The 17,217-nt window shown below is 65.5% G+C and carries 17 protein-coding genes; 6 read left to right on the forward strand and 11 right to left on the reverse strand.

Annotation, left to right across the window (positions count from 1 at the left end):
* Positions 1–31 precede the first annotated feature (31 nt).
* The 4 genes from JQ617_RS01190 to JQ617_RS01205 all read right to left on the reverse strand — a co-directional run bounded on the left by JQ617_RS01190 (position 32) and on the right by JQ617_RS01205 (position 3,848).
* Entirely contained in the window at positions 32–439 is a 408-nt protein-coding gene (locus JQ617_RS01190) for a carboxymuconolactone decarboxylase family protein (protein ID WP_212023758.1), read from the reverse strand.
* Between the two features lie 89 nt (positions 440–528).
* Complete coding sequence (locus tag JQ617_RS01195) at positions 529–1,377, reverse strand: transglutaminase family protein (RefSeq protein WP_212023760.1); 849 nt, start codon at positions 1,375–1,377, stop codon at positions 529–531.
* A 103-nt stretch (positions 1,378–1,480) separates the two neighbouring features.
* The gene (locus JQ617_RS01200; RefSeq protein ID WP_212023762.1) at positions 1,481–2,425 is read right to left on the reverse strand and encodes an alpha-E domain-containing protein; all 945 of its coding nucleotides are present in this window, start codon (positions 2,423–2,425) and stop codon (positions 1,481–1,483) included.
* A 4-nt stretch (positions 2,426–2,429) separates the two neighbouring features.
* Positions 2,430–3,848, reverse strand: a complete 1,419-nt coding sequence (locus JQ617_RS01205; RefSeq protein WP_145660794.1) for a circularly permuted type 2 ATP-grasp protein — start codon at positions 3,846–3,848, stop codon at positions 2,430–2,432.
* A 278-nt stretch (positions 3,849–4,126) separates the two neighbouring features.
* Between JQ617_RS01205 and JQ617_RS01210 the strand changes: the two genes are divergently transcribed.
* The 3 genes from JQ617_RS01210 to JQ617_RS01220 all read left to right on the forward strand — a co-directional run bounded on the left by JQ617_RS01210 (position 4,127) and on the right by JQ617_RS01220 (position 6,185).
* Positions 4,127–4,864, forward strand: coding sequence for a competence/damage-inducible protein A (locus JQ617_RS01210; RefSeq protein ID WP_063682553.1), 738 nt, complete (start codon positions 4,127–4,129; stop codon positions 4,862–4,864).
* Positions 4,865–4,903: 39 nt separating this feature from the next.
* Complete coding sequence (gpt, locus tag JQ617_RS01215) at positions 4,904–5,431, forward strand: xanthine phosphoribosyltransferase (protein ID WP_212023764.1); 528 nt, start codon at positions 4,904–4,906, stop codon at positions 5,429–5,431.
* A gap of 136 nt (positions 5,432–5,567) precedes the next feature.
* Positions 5,568–6,185 (forward strand): hypothetical protein, encoded by a 618-nt coding sequence (locus tag JQ617_RS01220; protein ID WP_212023766.1) that lies wholly within the window; start codon positions 5,568–5,570, stop codon positions 6,183–6,185.
* On the opposite strand, the gene JQ617_RS01225 is transcribed toward JQ617_RS01220, so the two are convergent.
* Together JQ617_RS01225 and JQ617_RS01230 are read right to left on the reverse strand one after the other, a co-directional pair.
* On the reverse strand, positions 6,182–6,415 hold the full coding sequence (locus JQ617_RS01225) for a hypothetical protein (protein WP_249156572.1): 234 nt from the start codon (positions 6,413–6,415) through the stop codon (positions 6,182–6,184). The two genes, JQ617_RS01220 and JQ617_RS01225, sit on opposite strands and share 4 nt — an antisense overlap.
* On the reverse strand, positions 6,415–7,437 hold the full coding sequence (locus tag JQ617_RS01230) for a methionine synthase (protein ID WP_212023768.1): 1,023 nt from the start codon (positions 7,435–7,437) through the stop codon (positions 6,415–6,417). Before JQ617_RS01230 ends, JQ617_RS01225 begins: the two co-directional genes overlap by 1 nt.
* Before the next feature lie 158 nt (positions 7,438–7,595).
* Between JQ617_RS01230 and JQ617_RS01235 the strand changes: the two genes are divergently transcribed.
* The 3 genes from JQ617_RS01235 to JQ617_RS01245 all read left to right on the forward strand — a co-directional run bounded on the left by JQ617_RS01235 (position 7,596) and on the right by JQ617_RS01245 (position 10,023).
* Complete coding sequence (locus tag JQ617_RS01235; RefSeq protein ID WP_212023770.1) at positions 7,596–8,297, forward strand: glutathione S-transferase N-terminal domain-containing protein; 702 nt, start codon at positions 7,596–7,598, stop codon at positions 8,295–8,297.
* Between the two features lie 140 nt (positions 8,298–8,437).
* Positions 8,438–9,046 (forward strand): 2-hydroxychromene-2-carboxylate isomerase, encoded by a 609-nt coding sequence (locus JQ617_RS01240; protein ID WP_212023772.1) that lies wholly within the window; start codon positions 8,438–8,440, stop codon positions 9,044–9,046.
* A complete protein-coding gene (locus tag JQ617_RS01245; RefSeq protein ID WP_212023774.1) occupies positions 9,046–10,023 on the forward strand; it encodes an NADPH:quinone oxidoreductase family protein in 978 nt (325 codons plus the stop codon). Before JQ617_RS01240 ends, JQ617_RS01245 begins: the two co-directional genes overlap by 1 nt.
* Before the next feature lie 93 nt (positions 10,024–10,116).
* On the opposite strand, the gene JQ617_RS01250 is transcribed toward JQ617_RS01245, so the two are convergent.
* The 5 genes from JQ617_RS01250 to JQ617_RS01270 all read right to left on the reverse strand — a co-directional run bounded on the left by JQ617_RS01250 (position 10,117) and on the right by JQ617_RS01270 (position 17,214).
* Complete coding sequence (locus tag JQ617_RS01250; RefSeq protein WP_145660782.1) at positions 10,117–11,007, reverse strand: crotonase/enoyl-CoA hydratase family protein; 891 nt, start codon at positions 11,005–11,007, stop codon at positions 10,117–10,119.
* Positions 11,008–11,168: 161 nt separating this feature from the next.
* On the reverse strand, positions 11,169–12,590 hold the full coding sequence (locus tag JQ617_RS01255; protein ID WP_212023776.1) for an amidase: 1,422 nt from the start codon (positions 12,588–12,590) through the stop codon (positions 11,169–11,171).
* A gap of 2 nt (positions 12,591–12,592) precedes the next feature.
* Positions 12,593–13,756 (reverse strand): M20 aminoacylase family protein, encoded by a 1,164-nt coding sequence (locus JQ617_RS01260; RefSeq protein WP_212023778.1) that lies wholly within the window; start codon positions 13,754–13,756, stop codon positions 12,593–12,595.
* A gap of 14 nt (positions 13,757–13,770) precedes the next feature.
* Positions 13,771–15,276 carry a M81 family metallopeptidase gene (locus tag JQ617_RS01265; protein WP_212023780.1) on the reverse strand — a complete coding sequence of 502 codons (1,506 nt, stop codon included), beginning with the start codon at positions 15,274–15,276 and terminating at the stop codon, positions 13,771–13,773.
* Between the two features lie 288 nt (positions 15,277–15,564).
* The gene (locus JQ617_RS01270) at positions 15,565–17,214 is read right to left on the reverse strand and encodes an ABC transporter ATP-binding protein (RefSeq protein ID WP_063684732.1); all 1,650 of its coding nucleotides are present in this window, start codon (positions 17,212–17,214) and stop codon (positions 15,565–15,567) included.
* Between the last annotated feature and the right edge of the window lie 3 nt (positions 17,215–17,217).

Below are 17,217 nucleotides of genomic sequence, written 5' to 3' on the forward strand. Positions count from 1 at the left end.
ACTCCAACCCCCGATTCCCGCGGGCGGGGCCTCAGTCGGCGGCATCGGCCAGAAACGCCTGATCGACGGGAACGCCGAGCGCCGTAACCAGCCGGTTGGTTTCCGCGGCCATGCCGACGATCGCGAGCAGCTCGCTATATTCGGCCGCGGTCATGCCCTTGGCCCGGGCACTCGCGGTGTGCGAATGGATGCAGTAGCTGCAACCATGCGCGACCGACACCGCGACATAGAGCATCTCCTTGACCTTGGGATCGAGCGTCCCCGGGCCCATCACCTCCTTGAGGCTCTCCCAGGTCCGCCGCAGCGTCCTCGGATCATGCGCCAGCGCGCGCCAGAAATTGTTGATGAAATCCGACTGCCTGACCTTGCGGATGTCGTCGAAGACGGCGCGCGCCTCGCTGGAGAGCTCGTCGTCCGAAAGCAGTTTTACGGTGGCCATGGGGTCCTCGCAGGGGGCTGGTCTGACCCTGCGATCATAGCACCCGGATGCGGTTCGCCGGCATGCGCCTTGCGACGAGCGCGCCTGCGCTAGCCCTGCCGCTGTGATTGCGACTGCGATTGTCCGCCGCGGCCGGCCTGCTCGACCTTGACGGCCACCGTCAGCGTCTCCGCGCCGCCGCCATAGCGGGTGCCGCGCACGGGGGCCGCGCCGAGATAGTCGAGGCCGATGGCGACGCGGACATGGGCGTCCGTGGTGCAGATGCAGTTGGCGGGATCGAAGCCGACCCAGCCGAGATCGGCGACATAGGCCTCCGCCCAGGCATGGCCGGCGTCCTGATGCACCGTGCCGTCGGAGCGCAGGAAATGGCCGGAGACGAAACGCGCCGGCACGCCGCCGCTGCGGGCGCAGGCGATGAAGATGTGCGCGTAGTCCTGGCAGACGCCGCGCTTGAGCGCGAACGCCTCGGCCGCCGACGTCCCGCTGTTGGTCGGGTCCTCGTCGAAGGTCATGTGGTCGCTGATCTGGCTCATCAGCGTGTGCAGGAAGCCGAGCGTGTCGCTCTCGGCCTCGCTGCGCAACTGCCGCGCGACCGCCGCCATCGCCGGATTGACGGTGGTGAGGTCGGTTGCGCGCAGGAACATGCCGGCCGGAAAGCGCTCGTCGGCGCCGCGCAGTACGCCGCCTGTATCGTGGGTCTCGATCAGCCCTTCCGCGGTGATCTTGATGTCGCTGACGGGCCCGCAGGACAGCACATGGGTGACGTTGCCGAAGGCATCTTCGTGCGTGTCGAGCCTGGTGTCGGTGGAGACGTCGATCTGCCACTCCGCCACGTATTGTCCGTCATGGCTGCACGGCGTCATGCGCAGGATCTGGATCACGCTGGTGGCCGGCGGCTCGTAGCGATAGGTCGTGGTGTGCTGGATTCGCAGGCGCATGGTGACTTATTTGCTCCGTCATTCCGGGATGGTCCGAAGGACCAGACCCGGAATCTCGAGATTCCGGGTTCGCCCTGCGGGCGCCCCGGAATGACAGCGTGGATCAGATCAAATACTGCTTCGTGATGATTTCGCCCAGCCTGGAATTGTCCGCGATGAATTCCTGAATGAATTCATGCACGCCATGCTGGAAAATGTCGTTCATATTGCTGTGTTCGAGCCGGTTGCGGATGCCGCGGGCGTGGCGCTGGGCCGGGCCCTGGCGGCCATAGGCGACGCCGATCTGGTCGAGGTTGCGCGTGAGATTCTCGTAGCAGCTCGCCAGCGAGCGCGGCAGCGTGCCGTTGAGGATGAGCAGATCCGCGACCAGCCATGGTTTCAGCGTCTCGCGATAGACCCAGTGATAGGCCGTCAGCGCCGACACCGAGCGCAGGATCGAGCTCCATTGATAGAAGTCGAGCGGGCCGCCGACATGCTCTTCCTCGGGCAGCAGCACGTGATACTTCACATCGAGGATGCGCGCGGTGTTGTCGGCGCGCTCCAGGTGCAGGCCGAGCCGCGAGAACCAGTAGGCGTCGTTGCGCAGCATGGTCCGGTAGGCCGAGCCGTCGAAGCGCAGCGAGGTCTCCTGCACGAAGCGCAGGAATTTTGCCAGATCCTCGCGCGTCGAGGTGCCCTTGCTCCAGACTTCCTGCAACTCGATCCAGGCCGAGTTGATGGTGTCCCACATCTCGCTGGTGAGCGCGGTGCGCACCGAGCGCGAGTTCAGCCGCGCCGCCTCGATGCAGTTCCGGATCGAGGAGGGATTATCCGCAGAGAAGGAGAGGTAGTCGACGACGTTGCGCTCGTTGGCTTCCTCGTAGGTCTGATAGAAGCTTGTGGCGACGCCGGCGGTGAGCAGCGCCGAGTCCCATTCATTGGTCTTGCCGATATAGGCGGCCGGCAAGGCCGTGACGCGCAGCGTCGCATCGATGGTGCGCGCGAGATATTCGGCCCGTTCGACGTAGCGGGCGAGCCAGTAGAGGTTTTCGGCGGTACGCGACAGCATCTCTCTACTCGTCCAGAATCCAGGTGTCTTTGGTGCCGCCGCCCTGGCTCGAATTCACCACCAGGGAGCCTTCCTTCAACGCGACACGGGTCAGTCCGCCCGGCACGATGGTGGTGTGCTTGCTGCCGGTGAGCACGAAGGGCCGCAGGTCGACGTGGCGCGGCGCAAGGCCCGACGCCGTGCAGGTCGGGCAGGTCGAGAGCGCCAGCGTCGGCTGGGCGATAAAGCCTTCCGGCTCGCGCTTGAGCTTCTCGCGGAAGGCTTCGATCGTCGCCTTGGTCGCGGCGGGGCCGATCAGCATGCCGTAGCCGCCGGAGCCGTGCACTTCCTTGACGACGAGATCGCCGAGATTGTCCAGCACGTAAGCGAGATCCTTCGGCTCGCGGCAGCGCCAGGTCTGCACGTTCTTCAGGACCGGCTCCTCGCCGAGGTAGAATTTCACGATCTCCGGCATGTAGGAGTAGATCGCCTTGTCGTCGGCGATGCCGGTGCCGACGGCGTTGGCGAGCGTGATGTTGCCGGCCGCATAGGCCGACATCAGCCCGGGCACGCCGAGCGCGGAGTCGGGCCGGAAGGTGAGGGGATCGAGGAAGTCGTCGTCGACGCGGCGATAGATCACGTCGACCCGTTTCACCCCTTCCGTCGTGCGCATGAACACTTCGTTGTTCTTGACGACGAGGTCGCGGCCTTCGACCAGCTCGATGCCGAGCTTGTCGGCGAGGAACGAGTGCTCGTAATAGGCGGAGTTGTAGACGCCCGGCGTGAGCAGGGCGACGGTCGGCTCGCTCGAGGCGCTGTGCGGCGCGACCGAACGGAGTGCCGACAGCAGCTCGTCCGGATAGCGCTCGACCGGCGCCACCTTGTGGCGGGCGAACAGGTCCGGAAACAGCCGCATCATGATCTCGCGGTTTTCCAGCATGTAGGACACGCCGGAGGGTGTGCGGGCGTTGTCCTCGAGCACGATGAAGTCGTTGGCATCGACCCTGATGATGTCGATGCCGGCGATGTGCACGTAGACGTCGTGCGGCACCTGCTGGCCGTTCATCTCGGGGCGGAACACCGGGTTCTGGAAGATCAGGTCGTCGGGCACGATCTCGGCGCGCAGGATCTCGCGGCCGTGGTAGATGTCGCGCAGGAACATGTTCAGCGCCTTCACGCGCTGCTTCAGGCCCTTCTCCAGCAGCGCCCATTCCTTGCCGGACATGATCCTGGGGATCACGTCGAAGGGGATCAGGCGTTCGGTGGACTCGGAGTCGCCGTAGACGGCGAAGGTGATGCCGATGCGGCGAAACAGGAGCTCGGCTTCCTGGCGGCGATATTCGAGCGCCTCGGGAGGCGTCTCCTTGAGCCAGCGTGCCAGCTCCTGATAGGCGGGGCGAAGGTCCCCGCCTGGAATGTTCATTTCATCAAACGCGACTGCCATAGATCCCGACTTGTCTCCGCAAGGCGTTGCGCCATTGGACAGGCCGCCGGCCCCTGGTGAAGACCGCAACGTCCTGTGGCCATGCATCAACAGTGCATGACTTTCATGTGGTAGCAAGGGCCGGGCCAGCGCGATAAGCATGGACTGGCAGGATTTAGCGGGGACGGATGGCGACGTGCCTGAAAAAATGGCTGAGGACTGCTTATTTCGGCAGCAAAACCGCGTGACTTCAACGCGTTACCTCGGCAAAGTCTAGGCATAGGTGAGGGACTTAAGGCATGAGCGAGATCGTCACGGCGGGCATTCTGGTCATTGGGGACGAAATCCTGTCCGGCCGGACCAAGGACAAGAATATCGGCTTCATCGCCGAGTACCTGACCAATATCGGCATCGACCTGAAGGAAGTCCGGGTCGTCTCCGACGACGAGCCCGACATCATCGCCGCCTTGGATGCACTGCGGCATCGCTACACCTACGTCTTCACCACCGGCGGCATCGGGCCGACCCATGACGACATCACCGCCGACAGCGTCGCCAAGGCGTTCGGCGTCGGCATCGATCACCATCCGGAGGTGGTTGCCCGTTTCCGCGAGCGCTGGAGCGAGCAGGACCTCAACGAGGCCCGCCTGCGCATGGCCCGGATTCCCGACGGCGCCGAGCTGATCCAGAGCGCGACCATCCTCGCCCCGGGCTTCAAGATCGGCAATGTCATCGTGATGGCCGGCGTGCCCTCGATCATGCAGGCGATGATGGACATCGTCTCGCCCAAGCTGAAGTCGGGCGTGCGCATGCTCTCCGAATCGGTTCGCGCCAATGCGCGGGAAGGCGACATCGGCAGCCCGCTGCGGGCGATCGCGGCGGCCCACCCGGACACCATCATCGGCAGCTATCCCTTCATGGACGAAGAGCAGAAGCCCAACACCAATCTGGTGGTGCGCTCGCGCGATCCGGACAAGCTCTCGGCCGCGATGGCGGCGGTGAAGGAAATGCTGGCGGGATTGAACATCACCCGCTAGCAGAGACAACTGCCCGCAGATCAATGGCAGGAGACGACAATGGCTGGTGACGCACCGGAACTGAGCGCGCAGGAACGGGCCGGCAAGGCCTTTCCGGTCTCGTGGGACCAGTTCCACCGGGATTGCCGGGCGCTGACCTGGCGCCTCAACGAGGTCGGCCCGTTCCATGCGGTGATCGCGATCACCCGCGGCGGCCTGGTGCCCGCCGCGATCGTGGCGCGCGAGTTAGGGGTGCGCGTGATCGATACGGTCTGTATCGCCAGCTACGACCACAACAAGCAGGGCGAGCTGCAGGTGCTCAAGGGCATCTCTGAACAGGCAATGAAGCTCGGCGGCGGTACCGGCAAGGGGCTTTTGATCGTCGACGACCTCGTCGACACCGGCAAGACCGGCAGGATGGTGCGCGAGATGCTGCCCGATGCGCATTTCGCCACGGTCTACGCAAAGCCGATGGGACGCCCGCTGGTCGACACCTTCATCACGGAGGTCTCGCAGGACACCTGGATCTTCTTCCCCTGGGACACCGCGCTGTCCTATCACCCGCCGCTGCGCGACGGAGCGGCGTGAGTCTTCCCGTCATTGCGAGGAGCCCGTGACAAAATTGCGAAGCAATTTTGCACTGGCGACGAAGCAATCCAGACTGCTTCCGCGGATGCATTTCTGGATTGCTTCGCTTCGCTCGCAATGACGGGTGGAGACGGCCATGCCCCTGCAGAACCGCGTCACTCCCACCGGCGAGATCGTCGCCACCACGCACCGCGGCCTGTTCACCGGCAACCGCGGCATCATCCACGATCCCGCGACGAAGACGCTGTTGAACAAGCGCTGGTCGACGCCGGCCTGGATCACCTGCCTGTGCGAATTCCGGGGATGGCGGCGGCCGGTGATGGCGCGGCGGAGCTGGACCGAGCTGTTCTTCCTCGACGAGGCCACCGCCTTCGCGGCGGGACACCGGCCCTGCTTCTTCTGCCGCCGCGAGGATGCGAAGCGCTTTCGCGCAGCGTGGGAGCAGGGCAATGGCGTGGGCAATGTGAGTGCGAAGGCGATGGATGCCGTGCTGCATCGGGAGCGGCTCGATCGTGGCAAGAAACGGCTGCACGCGCTGCCCGTGCCGCTCTCGGAATTGCCCGACGGCGCGATGGTGCAGCAGGGCGAAGAGAGCTTTCTCGTGACGCAGGGCAGGCCGTTGCTGTGGTCTCTGGCCGGTTACGTCCGCGTTGAGCGCGAACTGGCGAACCCGATGCTGCTTACGCCGCCATCCACGCTGCGCGCGTTCGTCGCCGGATACAGACCGCTGCTGCATCCGACGGCCCTGGACTAGCGCAGCGGCTTACCCTCTTCGTCCACGGTCGTCCGCGCATCGCGCAAGGCCCATTCGCGGATGATCTGGCGGCAGCGAGCAAGCTCAGCGTCGCTTGCCGTGCCCGCGGTCTTCTCCGCACGCTGCACCATCGCCTTGCAGTTGGCGAGCACGGAGCGATCCTCCGCGCGCGCAGGCAAGGCGATCGCCGCGAGCGCTGCGGCGACGAGTACGGCCCGGGCCACCATCATCAGCCCAGCTTCTCGCGCGCCAGCGCGGCGCCGGCGCCGAGCGCCATCAGCTTGGCTTCGGCGATGTCGCGCCGCATCGGCGCCATGCCGCAATTGGTGGTGGCGATGATGTTGCTCTTTGGCACGAATTTCGACACCGCGTCGATCACCTTCACGACGTCCTCGGCGCTCTCGACCGTGTCGCTAGCGACGTCGATCACGCCGGCCTGCACGATCTTGTTCTTCAGAAGCGCGAGCAGGTCTAGCGGCACCTTCGAATTGCGGCACTCGATCGCGACCTGCTGGATCGGGCTGGCGTCGATCGCCGGGAAGATCTGCTCGTACTGCCGCCACTGCCCGCCGAGCGTTTCCTTCCAGTCGGTGTTGGCCTTGATGCCGTAGCCGTAGCAGATGTGCACGGCGGTGGTGCAGGTCAGCCCCTGCGCGGCGCGCTCCAGCGCCTTGATGCCCCAGTCGTTGACCTCGTCCATGTAGACGTTGAAGGCGGGCTCGTCGAACTGCACGAGATCGACGCCATCGGCCTGCAACGCCTTGGCTTCCTCGTTGAGCAGCTCGGCGAAGGCGAACGCCATCTTGACCCGGTCGCCGTAGTAGCGGTCGGCAATGGTGTCGATGATGGTCATCGGGCCGGGCAGGGTGAATTTCAGCTTCTTCTTCGTGTGCGCGCGGGCCGCTTGCGCCTCGAAGGCATGGACGCGGCCCTTGAGCCGGAGCGGGGCGACCACCTGCGGCACCATCGCCTTGTAGCGGTCCTTGCGAATGCCCATCTCGACCTTGTGGGCGAAATCGATGCCCTCGATCTTCTCCAGGAAACCATGCACGAAATGCTGCCGGGCCTGCTCGCCCTCGGTGAGGATGTCGATGCCGGCGTCCTCCTGGATCTTCAGCCAGATCAGCGTCGCGTCGCGCTTGGCGCGGAGCAGCTCGTCGCCTTCGGACTTCCAGGGCGCCCAGAGCATGTTGGGCTCAGCGAGCCATTCGGGCTTCGGCAAGGAGCCGGCGATCGTGGTTGGAAACAGCATGGCGGCCCTCCCGGCAGGTTCAGTTGCGCCCCTTCCTGCCATGTCCTAACGTCGAGGTACAGAACAACGAAAGTCGCTCTCTATTCCGGCGGCGGCGACGGGGAAGGCCGACGAAAAGGCCAAAATAAGCGACCAAAGGGAAGACCAAGGGACAGGTCATGATCGACCTCTATTACGCGCCGACGCCGAACGGCTGGAAAATCTCGATCATGCTGGAGGAACTCGGGCTTCCCTATCGGGTGATCCCGGTGAATATCCGCGCCGGCGAGCAGTTCGCGCCTGAGTTTCTGGCGATCTCCCCCAACAACCGCATTCCCGCGATCGTCGATCACGATCCCGCCGATGGCGGCGCGCCGTTCTCGGCGTTCGAGACCGGCGCGATCCTGATTTATCTGGCGGAGAAGACCGGCCGCTTGCTGCCGGCGGATCTGCGCGGCCGCTCCACCACCATCCAATGGGTGATGTGGCAGATGGCGGGCCTCGGGCCGATGCTCGGCCAGCACGGCCATTTCGCGCTCTATGCGGCCGAGAAGATTCCTTACGCGATCGAGCGCTATCGCGACGAGGCGGCGCGGCTCTACGGCGTTCTCGACCGGCAGTTGGCCAAGACCGGCGCCTATGTCGCCGGCGACTATTCCATCGCCGATATCGCCTGCTTCCCCTGGACCATGACCCACAAGGCGCAGGGCTTCACGCTCGACGACTACCCGAACGTCAAGCGCTGGTACGCCGAAGTGCGCGCCAGGCCGCAGGTGCAGGCGGGGCTCGCGATCGGAAAGTTCGTGAAAGAGCCGTTCGACGAGGAATCACGCAAGATCATGTTCGGCCAGCGTGCGAAGGAAGTGCTGGGAAGGAAGTAGGCCTCCGCTCCCTCCTCGTCATTGCGAGGAGCCCTTGCGACGAAGCAATCCAGAATCTTTCCGCGGGAGCAGACTGGATTGCTTCGCTTCGCTCGCAATGACGAGAATGGAGCGAGACAAAACATGACAAAGGAAACGCCATGATCGAATTCTTCTTCGACTGCTCTAGCCCCTGGACCTATCTCGCCTTCCACAACATCCAGCCGCTGGCGAAAGAGCTCGGGGCCGAGATCGTCTGGCGGCCGATCCTGGTCGGCGGCATCTTCAACACGGTCAATCCCAGCGTCTATGCCCAGCGCGAGACGCCGGTGCCGCTGAAGGCCCGCTATATGAAGAAGGATCTTGCCGACTGGGCACGTTCCGCGGGCCTGTCGATCAAGATGCCGCCGACGGTGTTTCCGGTGAACAGCGTCAAGGCGATGCGCGGCTGCATCTGGCTCGGCAAGGACATGGTCCCGTTCGCCACATCCGTGTTCGAGGCCTATTGGGGCGGCGACAAGGACATCTCGCAGGATGCAGTGCTGGCCGAGATCTGCACCAAGGTCGGCATCGACGCGCCGAAGTTCTTTGCCGGCATTGCCGAGCAGGGCATCAAGGATCAGCTCAAGGCCAATACGGAGGAGGTCGTGGCGCGTGGCGGCTTTGGCTCGCCGACGATCTTCGTGAACAAGACGGATATGTATTTCGGCAATGATCGCCTGCCGCTGATCCGCGAGGCGCTCACGCGTGCCAAGGCGAGCGCGGCCTGATGGTGCGCGCAGTCGTCTGCCGCGCGCTCGGCGCACCCGAGACCTTGCGGCTGGAAGAGTTTCCATCGCGCGTCCTGAAGCCGGGCGAGGTCCGCGTCGCGATCCGTGCCGCCGGGTTGAACTTTCCTGACGTGCTGATGGCGGCCGGCGAATATCAGCTCAAGCCCGAGCTGCCGTTCACGCCCGGCATGGAAGCCGCCGGCGACGTCACCGAGGTGGGGCCGGAGGCGAGGGGCGTTGTCGTCGGCGACAAGGTCATCGTGAAGATGCGCCACGGCGCGTTCACCGATGAAGCGGTGGTGACACCGTCGCAGCTCACGCCGATGCCGTCGACCTTCGACTATGCGGAGGCCGCGACCTATCTCGCCGGGCACGGCACCGCCTATCACGCGCTGATCGATCGCGGCCGGGTCGAGCCGGGCGAAGTGCTGCTGGTGCACGGCGCCGGCGGCGGCGTCGGATTGGCCGCCGTCGAGATCGGCAAGATGCTGGGCGCGACCGTGATCGCAACCGCTTCCAGCGACGAGAAGCTCGCGATCGCGAAATCGCGCGGCGCCGATCATCTCGTTCGCTACGACCGCGAGCCGTTTCGCGATGCCGTCAAGCGCATCACCGACGGCCGCGGCGCCGACGTCGTGTTCGACCCCGTCGGCGGCGAAGTCTTCGAGAACTCGATGCGCTGCATCGCCTGGGGCGCAAGGCTGCTGGTGATCGGCTTTACCGGCGGCATCGGCTCGGCCAAGACCAACCTGCTGCTGATCAAGGGCGCGAGCGTGCTCGGGGTGCGCGCCGGCGAGGCCGTGCGTAAAAATCCGGCGCTTGGCGAAGTGCGCCTGAAGGCGCTCTTGCGCTGGGCCGAGGAGGGCAAGCTGCGCCCCAACATCTCGCACCGCCTGCCGCTCGAGGACTACGCCAAGGCGATGCGGCTGTTGCTCGATCGTAAGGCGATCGGGCGTGTGGCGCTGGTGATGGATTGACCTCCATCGCCGTCATTCCGGGGCGCCCGAAGGGCGAACCCGGAATCTCGAGATTCCGGGTTCTCGCTTCGCGAGCCCCGGAATGACGGTGAACTACTTGTACTCCCGCTCCGTCCACCACGGGAAATAGTCCGGCATATCGCTGGACACCTTGTTCTTGAACTGCGCCGGCCGCTTCTCCAGGAACGACACCACGCCTTCCTTCACATCGTCGGAGCGGCCGCGGGCGTAGATGCCCCGGCTGTCGACCTTGTGGGCTTCCATGGGATCGTCAGCGCCCATCATGCGCCACATCATCTGGCGGATCAGCGCCACCGACACCGGCGCCGTCTTGGCCGCGAACTCCTTGGCGAGGGCGCGGGCGGTCGGCAGCAAATCATCGGGGGCGACGACCTTGCTGACGAGACGGCCGGCGAGGGCCTCCTGCGCCGGGAAGACGCGGCCCGAATAGCACCACTCCAGCGCCTGCGAGATGCCGACGATGCGCGGCAGGAACCAGCTCGAGGCGGCCTCGGGCACGATGCCGCGCTGGGAGAACACGAAGCCGAAGCGCGCAGCCTCCGAGGCAATGCGGATGTCCATCGCCAGCTGCATGGTGACGCCGATCCCGACCGCGGGGCCGTTGATCGCGGCGATCACGGGCTTCAGGCACTTGAAGATGCGCAAGGTGACCTGGCCGCCGCCGTCGCGTACCTGCGGATCGCTGTAGTCGACCTTGCCGTCGGCAAAGCGCTTGACGGGGCCGCGCCGCGCGTCGCGATCGAACGTGTCGGCGCCCGAGGAAAGATCGGCGCCCGCGCAGAAGCCGCGGCCGGCGCCGGTGACGATGATGGCGCGGACATTGTCGTCCTTGTCGGCGGCGTCGAACGCGTCGATCAGCTCGGCCTGCATCTGCGCGTTGAAGGCGTTGAGCTTGTCGGGCCGGTTCAGCGTGATGGTGAGGATCTGCTCGGCGACCTCGTATTTGATCGTCTCATACGCCATGGGTGGTTTCCTTCCTTTGCTGAACGCGGTCTTGCGTAGACGTCAGGCATGTGCGCCCCTGTCCGTCTTGCGCGGACTGGGCATGCCATTCTCCTGAGTATCCAGACGACAATGGCCGGAGCAAGCCCCGGCCATGTCGCAGTCTGAGTGTATTGAAGCGGTCAGTGCGCCGGCGGCTTGGGCCAGGGCTTCTGCGCGCCCCGCAGGCCCTCGAACGCCTTGGCCATGCCGAGCACGCCGATGTCATCGAAGCGGCGGCCGACGATCTGCACGCCGATCGGAAAACCCGTGGCATCGAACCCGCCATTGATGGAGACGGCGGGGTTCTCCGACATATTCCACGGCACGGTATAGCAGATGTGCTCGAACGGTCTCATCGGATCGTTGGTGGGCGAAGCCCACTCCGCCGGATAATTCACGTTCGGTGCGGTCGGCGAGATCACATAGTCGAGCTCGCAGAACAGTTTTGACGCGGCGGCGCGGATCGCCATGGTCTGGTTGAAGCCGCGGATGACTTCGACACCCGACAGCTTCGCGCCGGACGCGCCCCATTTGAAGATATAGGGCAGCACCTTTGCCTGTTCGGCCGGCGTGAGCTTGGACAGATCGTCCCACATCCGCGCGCGCCAGAAATTGTCGAGACCATCGAGCATCTCGCGCGTGAGGATGCCGTCCACTTCGGTAACGACCGCACCTGCGGATTCGAATGCCTTCGCGGCCTTCACCGCGACCTCGCGGACCGGCTTTTCCGCCGGCAGGCCGACGCCGGCATCGAGCATCAGGCCGATCCGCAATTTGCGCGGAGACTTCTCCAGCCCCTTCCAGTTGAGCGGCTCGGCCGGGAGGCTCATGCCGTCGCGCCGGTCGGGCTTTGCGATTACGCTCATCATCAGCGCGCAATCGTCGACGGTGCGGGTCATGGGGCCGGCGACGCGGCCAACATATGCGGGATCGATCGGCACGCGGCCAAAGCTCGGCTTCAACCCGACGAGGCCGCACCAGCCAGCGGGCAGGCGGACCGAGCCGCCGATATCGGTGCCGAGATGCAAGGGGCCGTAGCCGGCCGCCGCAGCAGAGCCTGCGCCCGCGCTGGAGCCGCCGGGATTCTTGCTGAGATCCCAGGGATTGCGTGCCAGCGCATGGAAAGAGGAGAGCCCCGATGACAGCATGCCGTAATCGGGCATGGTGGTCTTGGCGAAGATGACCGCGCCGGCTTCGCGCAGGCGTGCGGCGGGCGGGGCGTCCTTCTCGGCCGGCACCAGCTTGACGCTGGCGGCACCCAGCGGCACCGGTACGCCCTTGGTCGCGATGTTGTCCTTCACGGTGACGGGCACGCCGTCGAGCGCGCCCGACGGCTCGCCGCCGCTCCAGCGCGCGGTCGAGGCCTTGGCGGCCTCGCGCGCGCTGTCGGGATCGAATGCATAGAGCGCCTTCAGATGCGGCTCCCACGCAGCGACATGCGCGAGCAAATCCTCCAGCACCTCGCTCGGCGAGAACTGTTTGGCGCGATAGCCCGCGATCAAATCGACCGCGGACAGATCATGCAAGGAGGTGACCGTCTCTTCAGGGCTCTTCTTGTGCATTGCTAGCCTACCGGCATACGCGTTTCGATGATGCGCGCGAACATGCTGGCGCCGATCGGCAGGATCTTGTCGTCCAGCACGAAGCCGGGATTGTGCACCGGCACCGAACCGTCATGGCCGACCCAGAAATAGGCGCCGGGAATGGTCTGCAGCATGTCGGCGAAATCCTCGCTGCCCATCTTGGGCTGGGTGCGGGTGATCACGTTGGCGGGATCGACGATCGTGCGCGCGACCTCCTCGACCACCTTGGACTGCTCGACCTGGTTGACCAGCACGCCGAACGTGTCGCGGATGTCGGCTTCGATCGTGCACTGATACGCGGCCGCGATGCCGGCACAGATCGTGCGGATGCGGTCGGCGATCAGGGAGCGGACCTCGTTCGAGAAGGTGCGGATGGTGCCGCACAGATGCGCATCACCGGGAATGACGTTATAGGCCGAGCCGGCATGGATCTGGGTGATCGAGATGACGGCGGCCTGCAGCGGCTCGACGTTGCGGCTGACGATGGTCTGGATCGCCTGCGCCAGCGTGGTCGCGATGATCACCGCGTCCTTGGAACGCTCGGGCATCGCGCCATGCGCGCCATAGCCGGTGATGCGGAGGTCGAAGAAGTCGGCGCTGGCCATGGCGGGGCCGGGCAGGATCGCGATCTCGCCGTGGTTGAGGTCGGGCGCGTTGTGCAGGCCATAGAGCTCGTCGCAGGGGAACTTCTCGAACAGGCCGTCCTTGATCATGGCGCGGGCGCCGCCGAGGCCTTCCTCGGCCGGCTGGAAGATCAGGTGCACGGTGCCGTCGAAGTTCCTGGTCTCGGCGAGATAGCGCGCGGTGCCGAGCAGCATGGTGGTGTGGCCGTCATGACCGCAGCCGTGGAAGCGGCCGGGGATCTTCGAGCTCCATTTCAGGTTGGTGTTCTCTTCCATCGGCAGCGCGTCCATGTCGGCGCGCAGGCCAATGCGCTTGGCGCCCGAACCCTTGCCCTTGATGACGCCGATCACGCCGGTGCCGCCGATGCCGCGATGCACCTCGATGCCCCAGCTCTTCAGCTTGTCGGCGACGATGCCGGAGGTGCGCACTTCCTCGAAGCCGATTTCGGGATGGGCGTGGATATCGCGGCGGATGGCGGTGAGTTCGTCGGCATAGCCGTCGATGCGGTCGATCGTGGGCATGTGGTCCTGTCCGGTTAGCGTGAAGGGGGAGTGAAAACGGGGCCGTTCGGCTTGATGCGGATGCCCGGACGCAGGCGCGTCCAGGGCAGCGAGGCGGTATCGGCCGGCATCGCGCCGGGCGCGGCGCAGATCATCAGCTTCTCGGCGATCGGCTCGAAATCGGCGCGGAAGTGCACCGAGCTCTTGTTGACCAGGATCTTCTCCTGCGTCGGCTCGATGCCGACATAGCGATACATCGCCTGGTCGGCGAGCTGCGCCTTGTGCGAGGAGACGACGACGCGGACGTCGCCGATGCGCAAGGCTGCGGAGGGACCCATCTCCATCTCGCGGCCGCCATAGTAGGGACCGGGCGCGATGAAGCGGCCGTCGGAAAGCTTTTCGACCACGAAGGTCTCGCGATAGGGCTCGTCGCCGGGAATGCCTGATTTGCCGCCGAGCGACAGCGTCACGGTGGCGCCGACGCCGGCCGCATGGGCGGCCTTCGCCGATTCCGGATCGTAGATCACGCCGGTCGCGGCGCTGGCCTTGTTGCGCACCAGCGCGCGCAGCATGCCGGTGGTGTCGGAATCGCCGCCGGCGCCCGGATTGTCCTGGGTATCGGCGATGATGATCGGCTTGCTCGCGCTCTTCGAAAGTTCCATGGCGTGGCGCACGCCGTCGTCGGGCGACCAGATCTTGCCGTCGAAATCGTCCTCGTGGCTTTCGATCAGCCTGACGATCGCATCGGCCGCACGGTCGGCGTCGTCCTGCGTCCTGCCATAGGCGAACACGCTCGGCCCGCAATCGCGGAAGTCGGCGGCGGGGAAGCCGGGCGCAAAGGACAGCGTCGGAACCTCATCGCTTTCGAGCGCGGCGAGCTTCTCGTAGATGCCCTTGGTGGGGAAGTCGTTGGTGCATTGCCAGCTGATCGCGATCAGGAACGGCAATTGGCGGAACGACTTTGCGAAGCGCTGCTTCGTCTTCAGAAGCAGGGCGAGGTGACGCGCAGCGGCGCGGCCGGTCTCGGCCATGTCGACATGCGGATAGGTGCGGTAGGCGATCAGCGCGTCCGAATGTTCCATCATCGCGGGCGTGACATTGGCGTGCAGGTCGAGGCTTGCGACCAGCGGAACATCCTTGCTGATGACGCGGCGCACGCGCGCCAAAATCTCGCCTTCGCCGTCGTCGAGATGCTCGGTCACCATCGCGCCGTGCAGGTCGAGATAGACGGCGTCGAGCGGGCCGGCGGCCTTGATGCCGTCGACCATCACCTTCACGATGCGCTCGAAGGCATCCTCCGTGACATGCGCCGAGGGGCTCGCGCCACACGCAATGGTCGGAACGAGTTCCCAGCCATTGGCCTCGGCGCTGTCGGCGAAACCGGCGAGGCCCACATTGATGCGGCGCATCACCTTCAAGACATCAGGCCCTTGCGTCATCGCCGGCCAGCCGCCGCCATGCTGGAAGTCCGCGAAGGTCGCCTTGGTCGGCGCGAATGTGTTGGTCTCGTGCAGGAAGCCGCCGACGGCGATACGTGTCATCAATTCTAGCCCAGTCGATCAAAAGTTGCGCGACGTTAGCCCCGCCTTTGCGCGGAGAGCAAGGCGGGAAGCAATCGCGCCGTGCATAGGGTCAAGCTGTTTTGGGAATGCTGCGGATGCGGTGGGTATTGTGAGTGAAGACGGGCGCCGTACCTTCGGTGTCGTCCTGGCGAAAGCCAGGACCCATACCGCGAGGTCCATCGATTGTGTCGGGTGGTAATCCCGAATGACCAGTCTTCGCCAAACGTCTCCCTGGGGTAATGGGTCCTGGCTTTCGCCAGGACGACATTAAGCCGTCGCCCCCACACCCTCCGCCACGGGCCGGAAGTTGGCAAAATCCCAGTCGCGCCCGGGGGCGGCATCCAGCAGCGCCTTGGTGTAGGCCTCCTTGGGATGCGTCAGCACTTCGGCGGCGGGGCCCTGTTCGACGACCCGGCCGTGCTGCATCACCACGACCTCGTCGCAAATTTGCGCTGCGACGCGCAGATCGTGGGTGATGAACAGGATGGCGATGCCGAGCCGCTTCTGGATCTCGTCCAGCAGTTCCAGCACCTGCGCCTGCACCGAGACGTCGAGCGCCGAGACGGCCTCGTCCGCGACCAGCACGTCCGGATCGAGCGCCAGAGCGCGGGCAATGGCAATGCGCTGGCGCTGGCCGCCCGAGAACTGGTGCGGATAGCGCGACACCGCGTCGGCGGGCAGGCCGACCAACTCGAGCAGTTCGCGCGCCCGCTTCATCGCATCGGCATGCGAGGTGCCGTAATTGATCGGCCCTTCCGCAATGCTCTCGCCGACCGTGACGCGCGGATTGAGCGAGCGGTAGGGATCCTGGAACACGATCTGGATTTTCTGCCGGTGCGGCTGCAGCAGGCGGCGCGAGATGTCGGCGATCTCGCGGCCGGCGAGGCGCACGCCGCCCGAGGTCGGGTCGATCAGGCGGACGATGCAGCGCGCCACCGTCGACTTGCCCGAGCCGCTTTCGCCGACGATGCCGAGCGTGCGGCCCTTGCGCAGCGTGAGCGTGACCTTGTCGGCGGCGACGACCTCGCGGCCTTTGCCGAAGAACGCACGCTCCTTGTAGATCTTGCTGAGGTCGTTGGCCTCGAGCACCACGGGCTCGCGGCTCTCCTCACGCGGCGGCCGCGGCACCAGGCTCGGCACCGACGCCAGCAGATTGCGGGTGTATTCCATGGTCGGATTGCGCAGCACGGCCTCGAGCGGACCGGTCTCGACGAGGCGGCCCTGCCGCATCACGGCGACGCGGTCGGCGATCTCGGCCACCACGCCCATGTCGTGGGTGATGAACAGCACGGCGGTGCCGTGGTCGCGCTGGAGCTCGCGGATCAGCGACAGGATCTGCTTCTGCGTGGTGACGTCGAGCGCGGTGGTCGGCTCGTCCGCGATCAAGAGCTTCGGCTCCAGCACGAGCGCCATCGCGATCATGATGCGCTGGCGCTGGCCGCCGGAGAGGCGGTGCGGGTAAGAGGCGAAGATGCGCTCGACCTGGGGCAGGTGGACCTGCTCCATCATGTCGAGGATGCGCTTCCTGCGCGCCCTGGCGTCCAGCTTGGTATGGGCGCGCAGCACCTCGTCGATCTGGCGGCCGACCGGGACCACCGGATTGAGTGCGGTCATCGGCTCCTGGAAGATCATCGCCATCTGCGTCGCGCGGAGCTGGCGCAGGCGGCGGTCGGTGGCGGTGAGCAGCTCCTCGCCGACCAGCTTGACGCTGCCGCTGGTCGGAACCAGCGTGCCCTTCGGCAACAGGCCCATCGTGGTGAGCGAGGTCACCGACTTGCCCGAGCCGCTTTCGCCGACGAGGCACAGCGTCTCGCGCTCGCGCACCTGGATCGAGATGCCGTCGATGATCTTGTTTCCTCCGGGCTTCTTGCCGACGGAGACGACGAGGTTGCTGATGTCGAGAACGGGGTTGGTCATCGC

The organism is Bradyrhizobium sp. KB893862 SZCCT0404 (genome assembly GCF_018130885.1).
GTDB classification, from domain to species: Bacteria; Pseudomonadota; Alphaproteobacteria; order Rhizobiales; family Xanthobacteraceae; genus Bradyrhizobium; species Bradyrhizobium stylosanthis.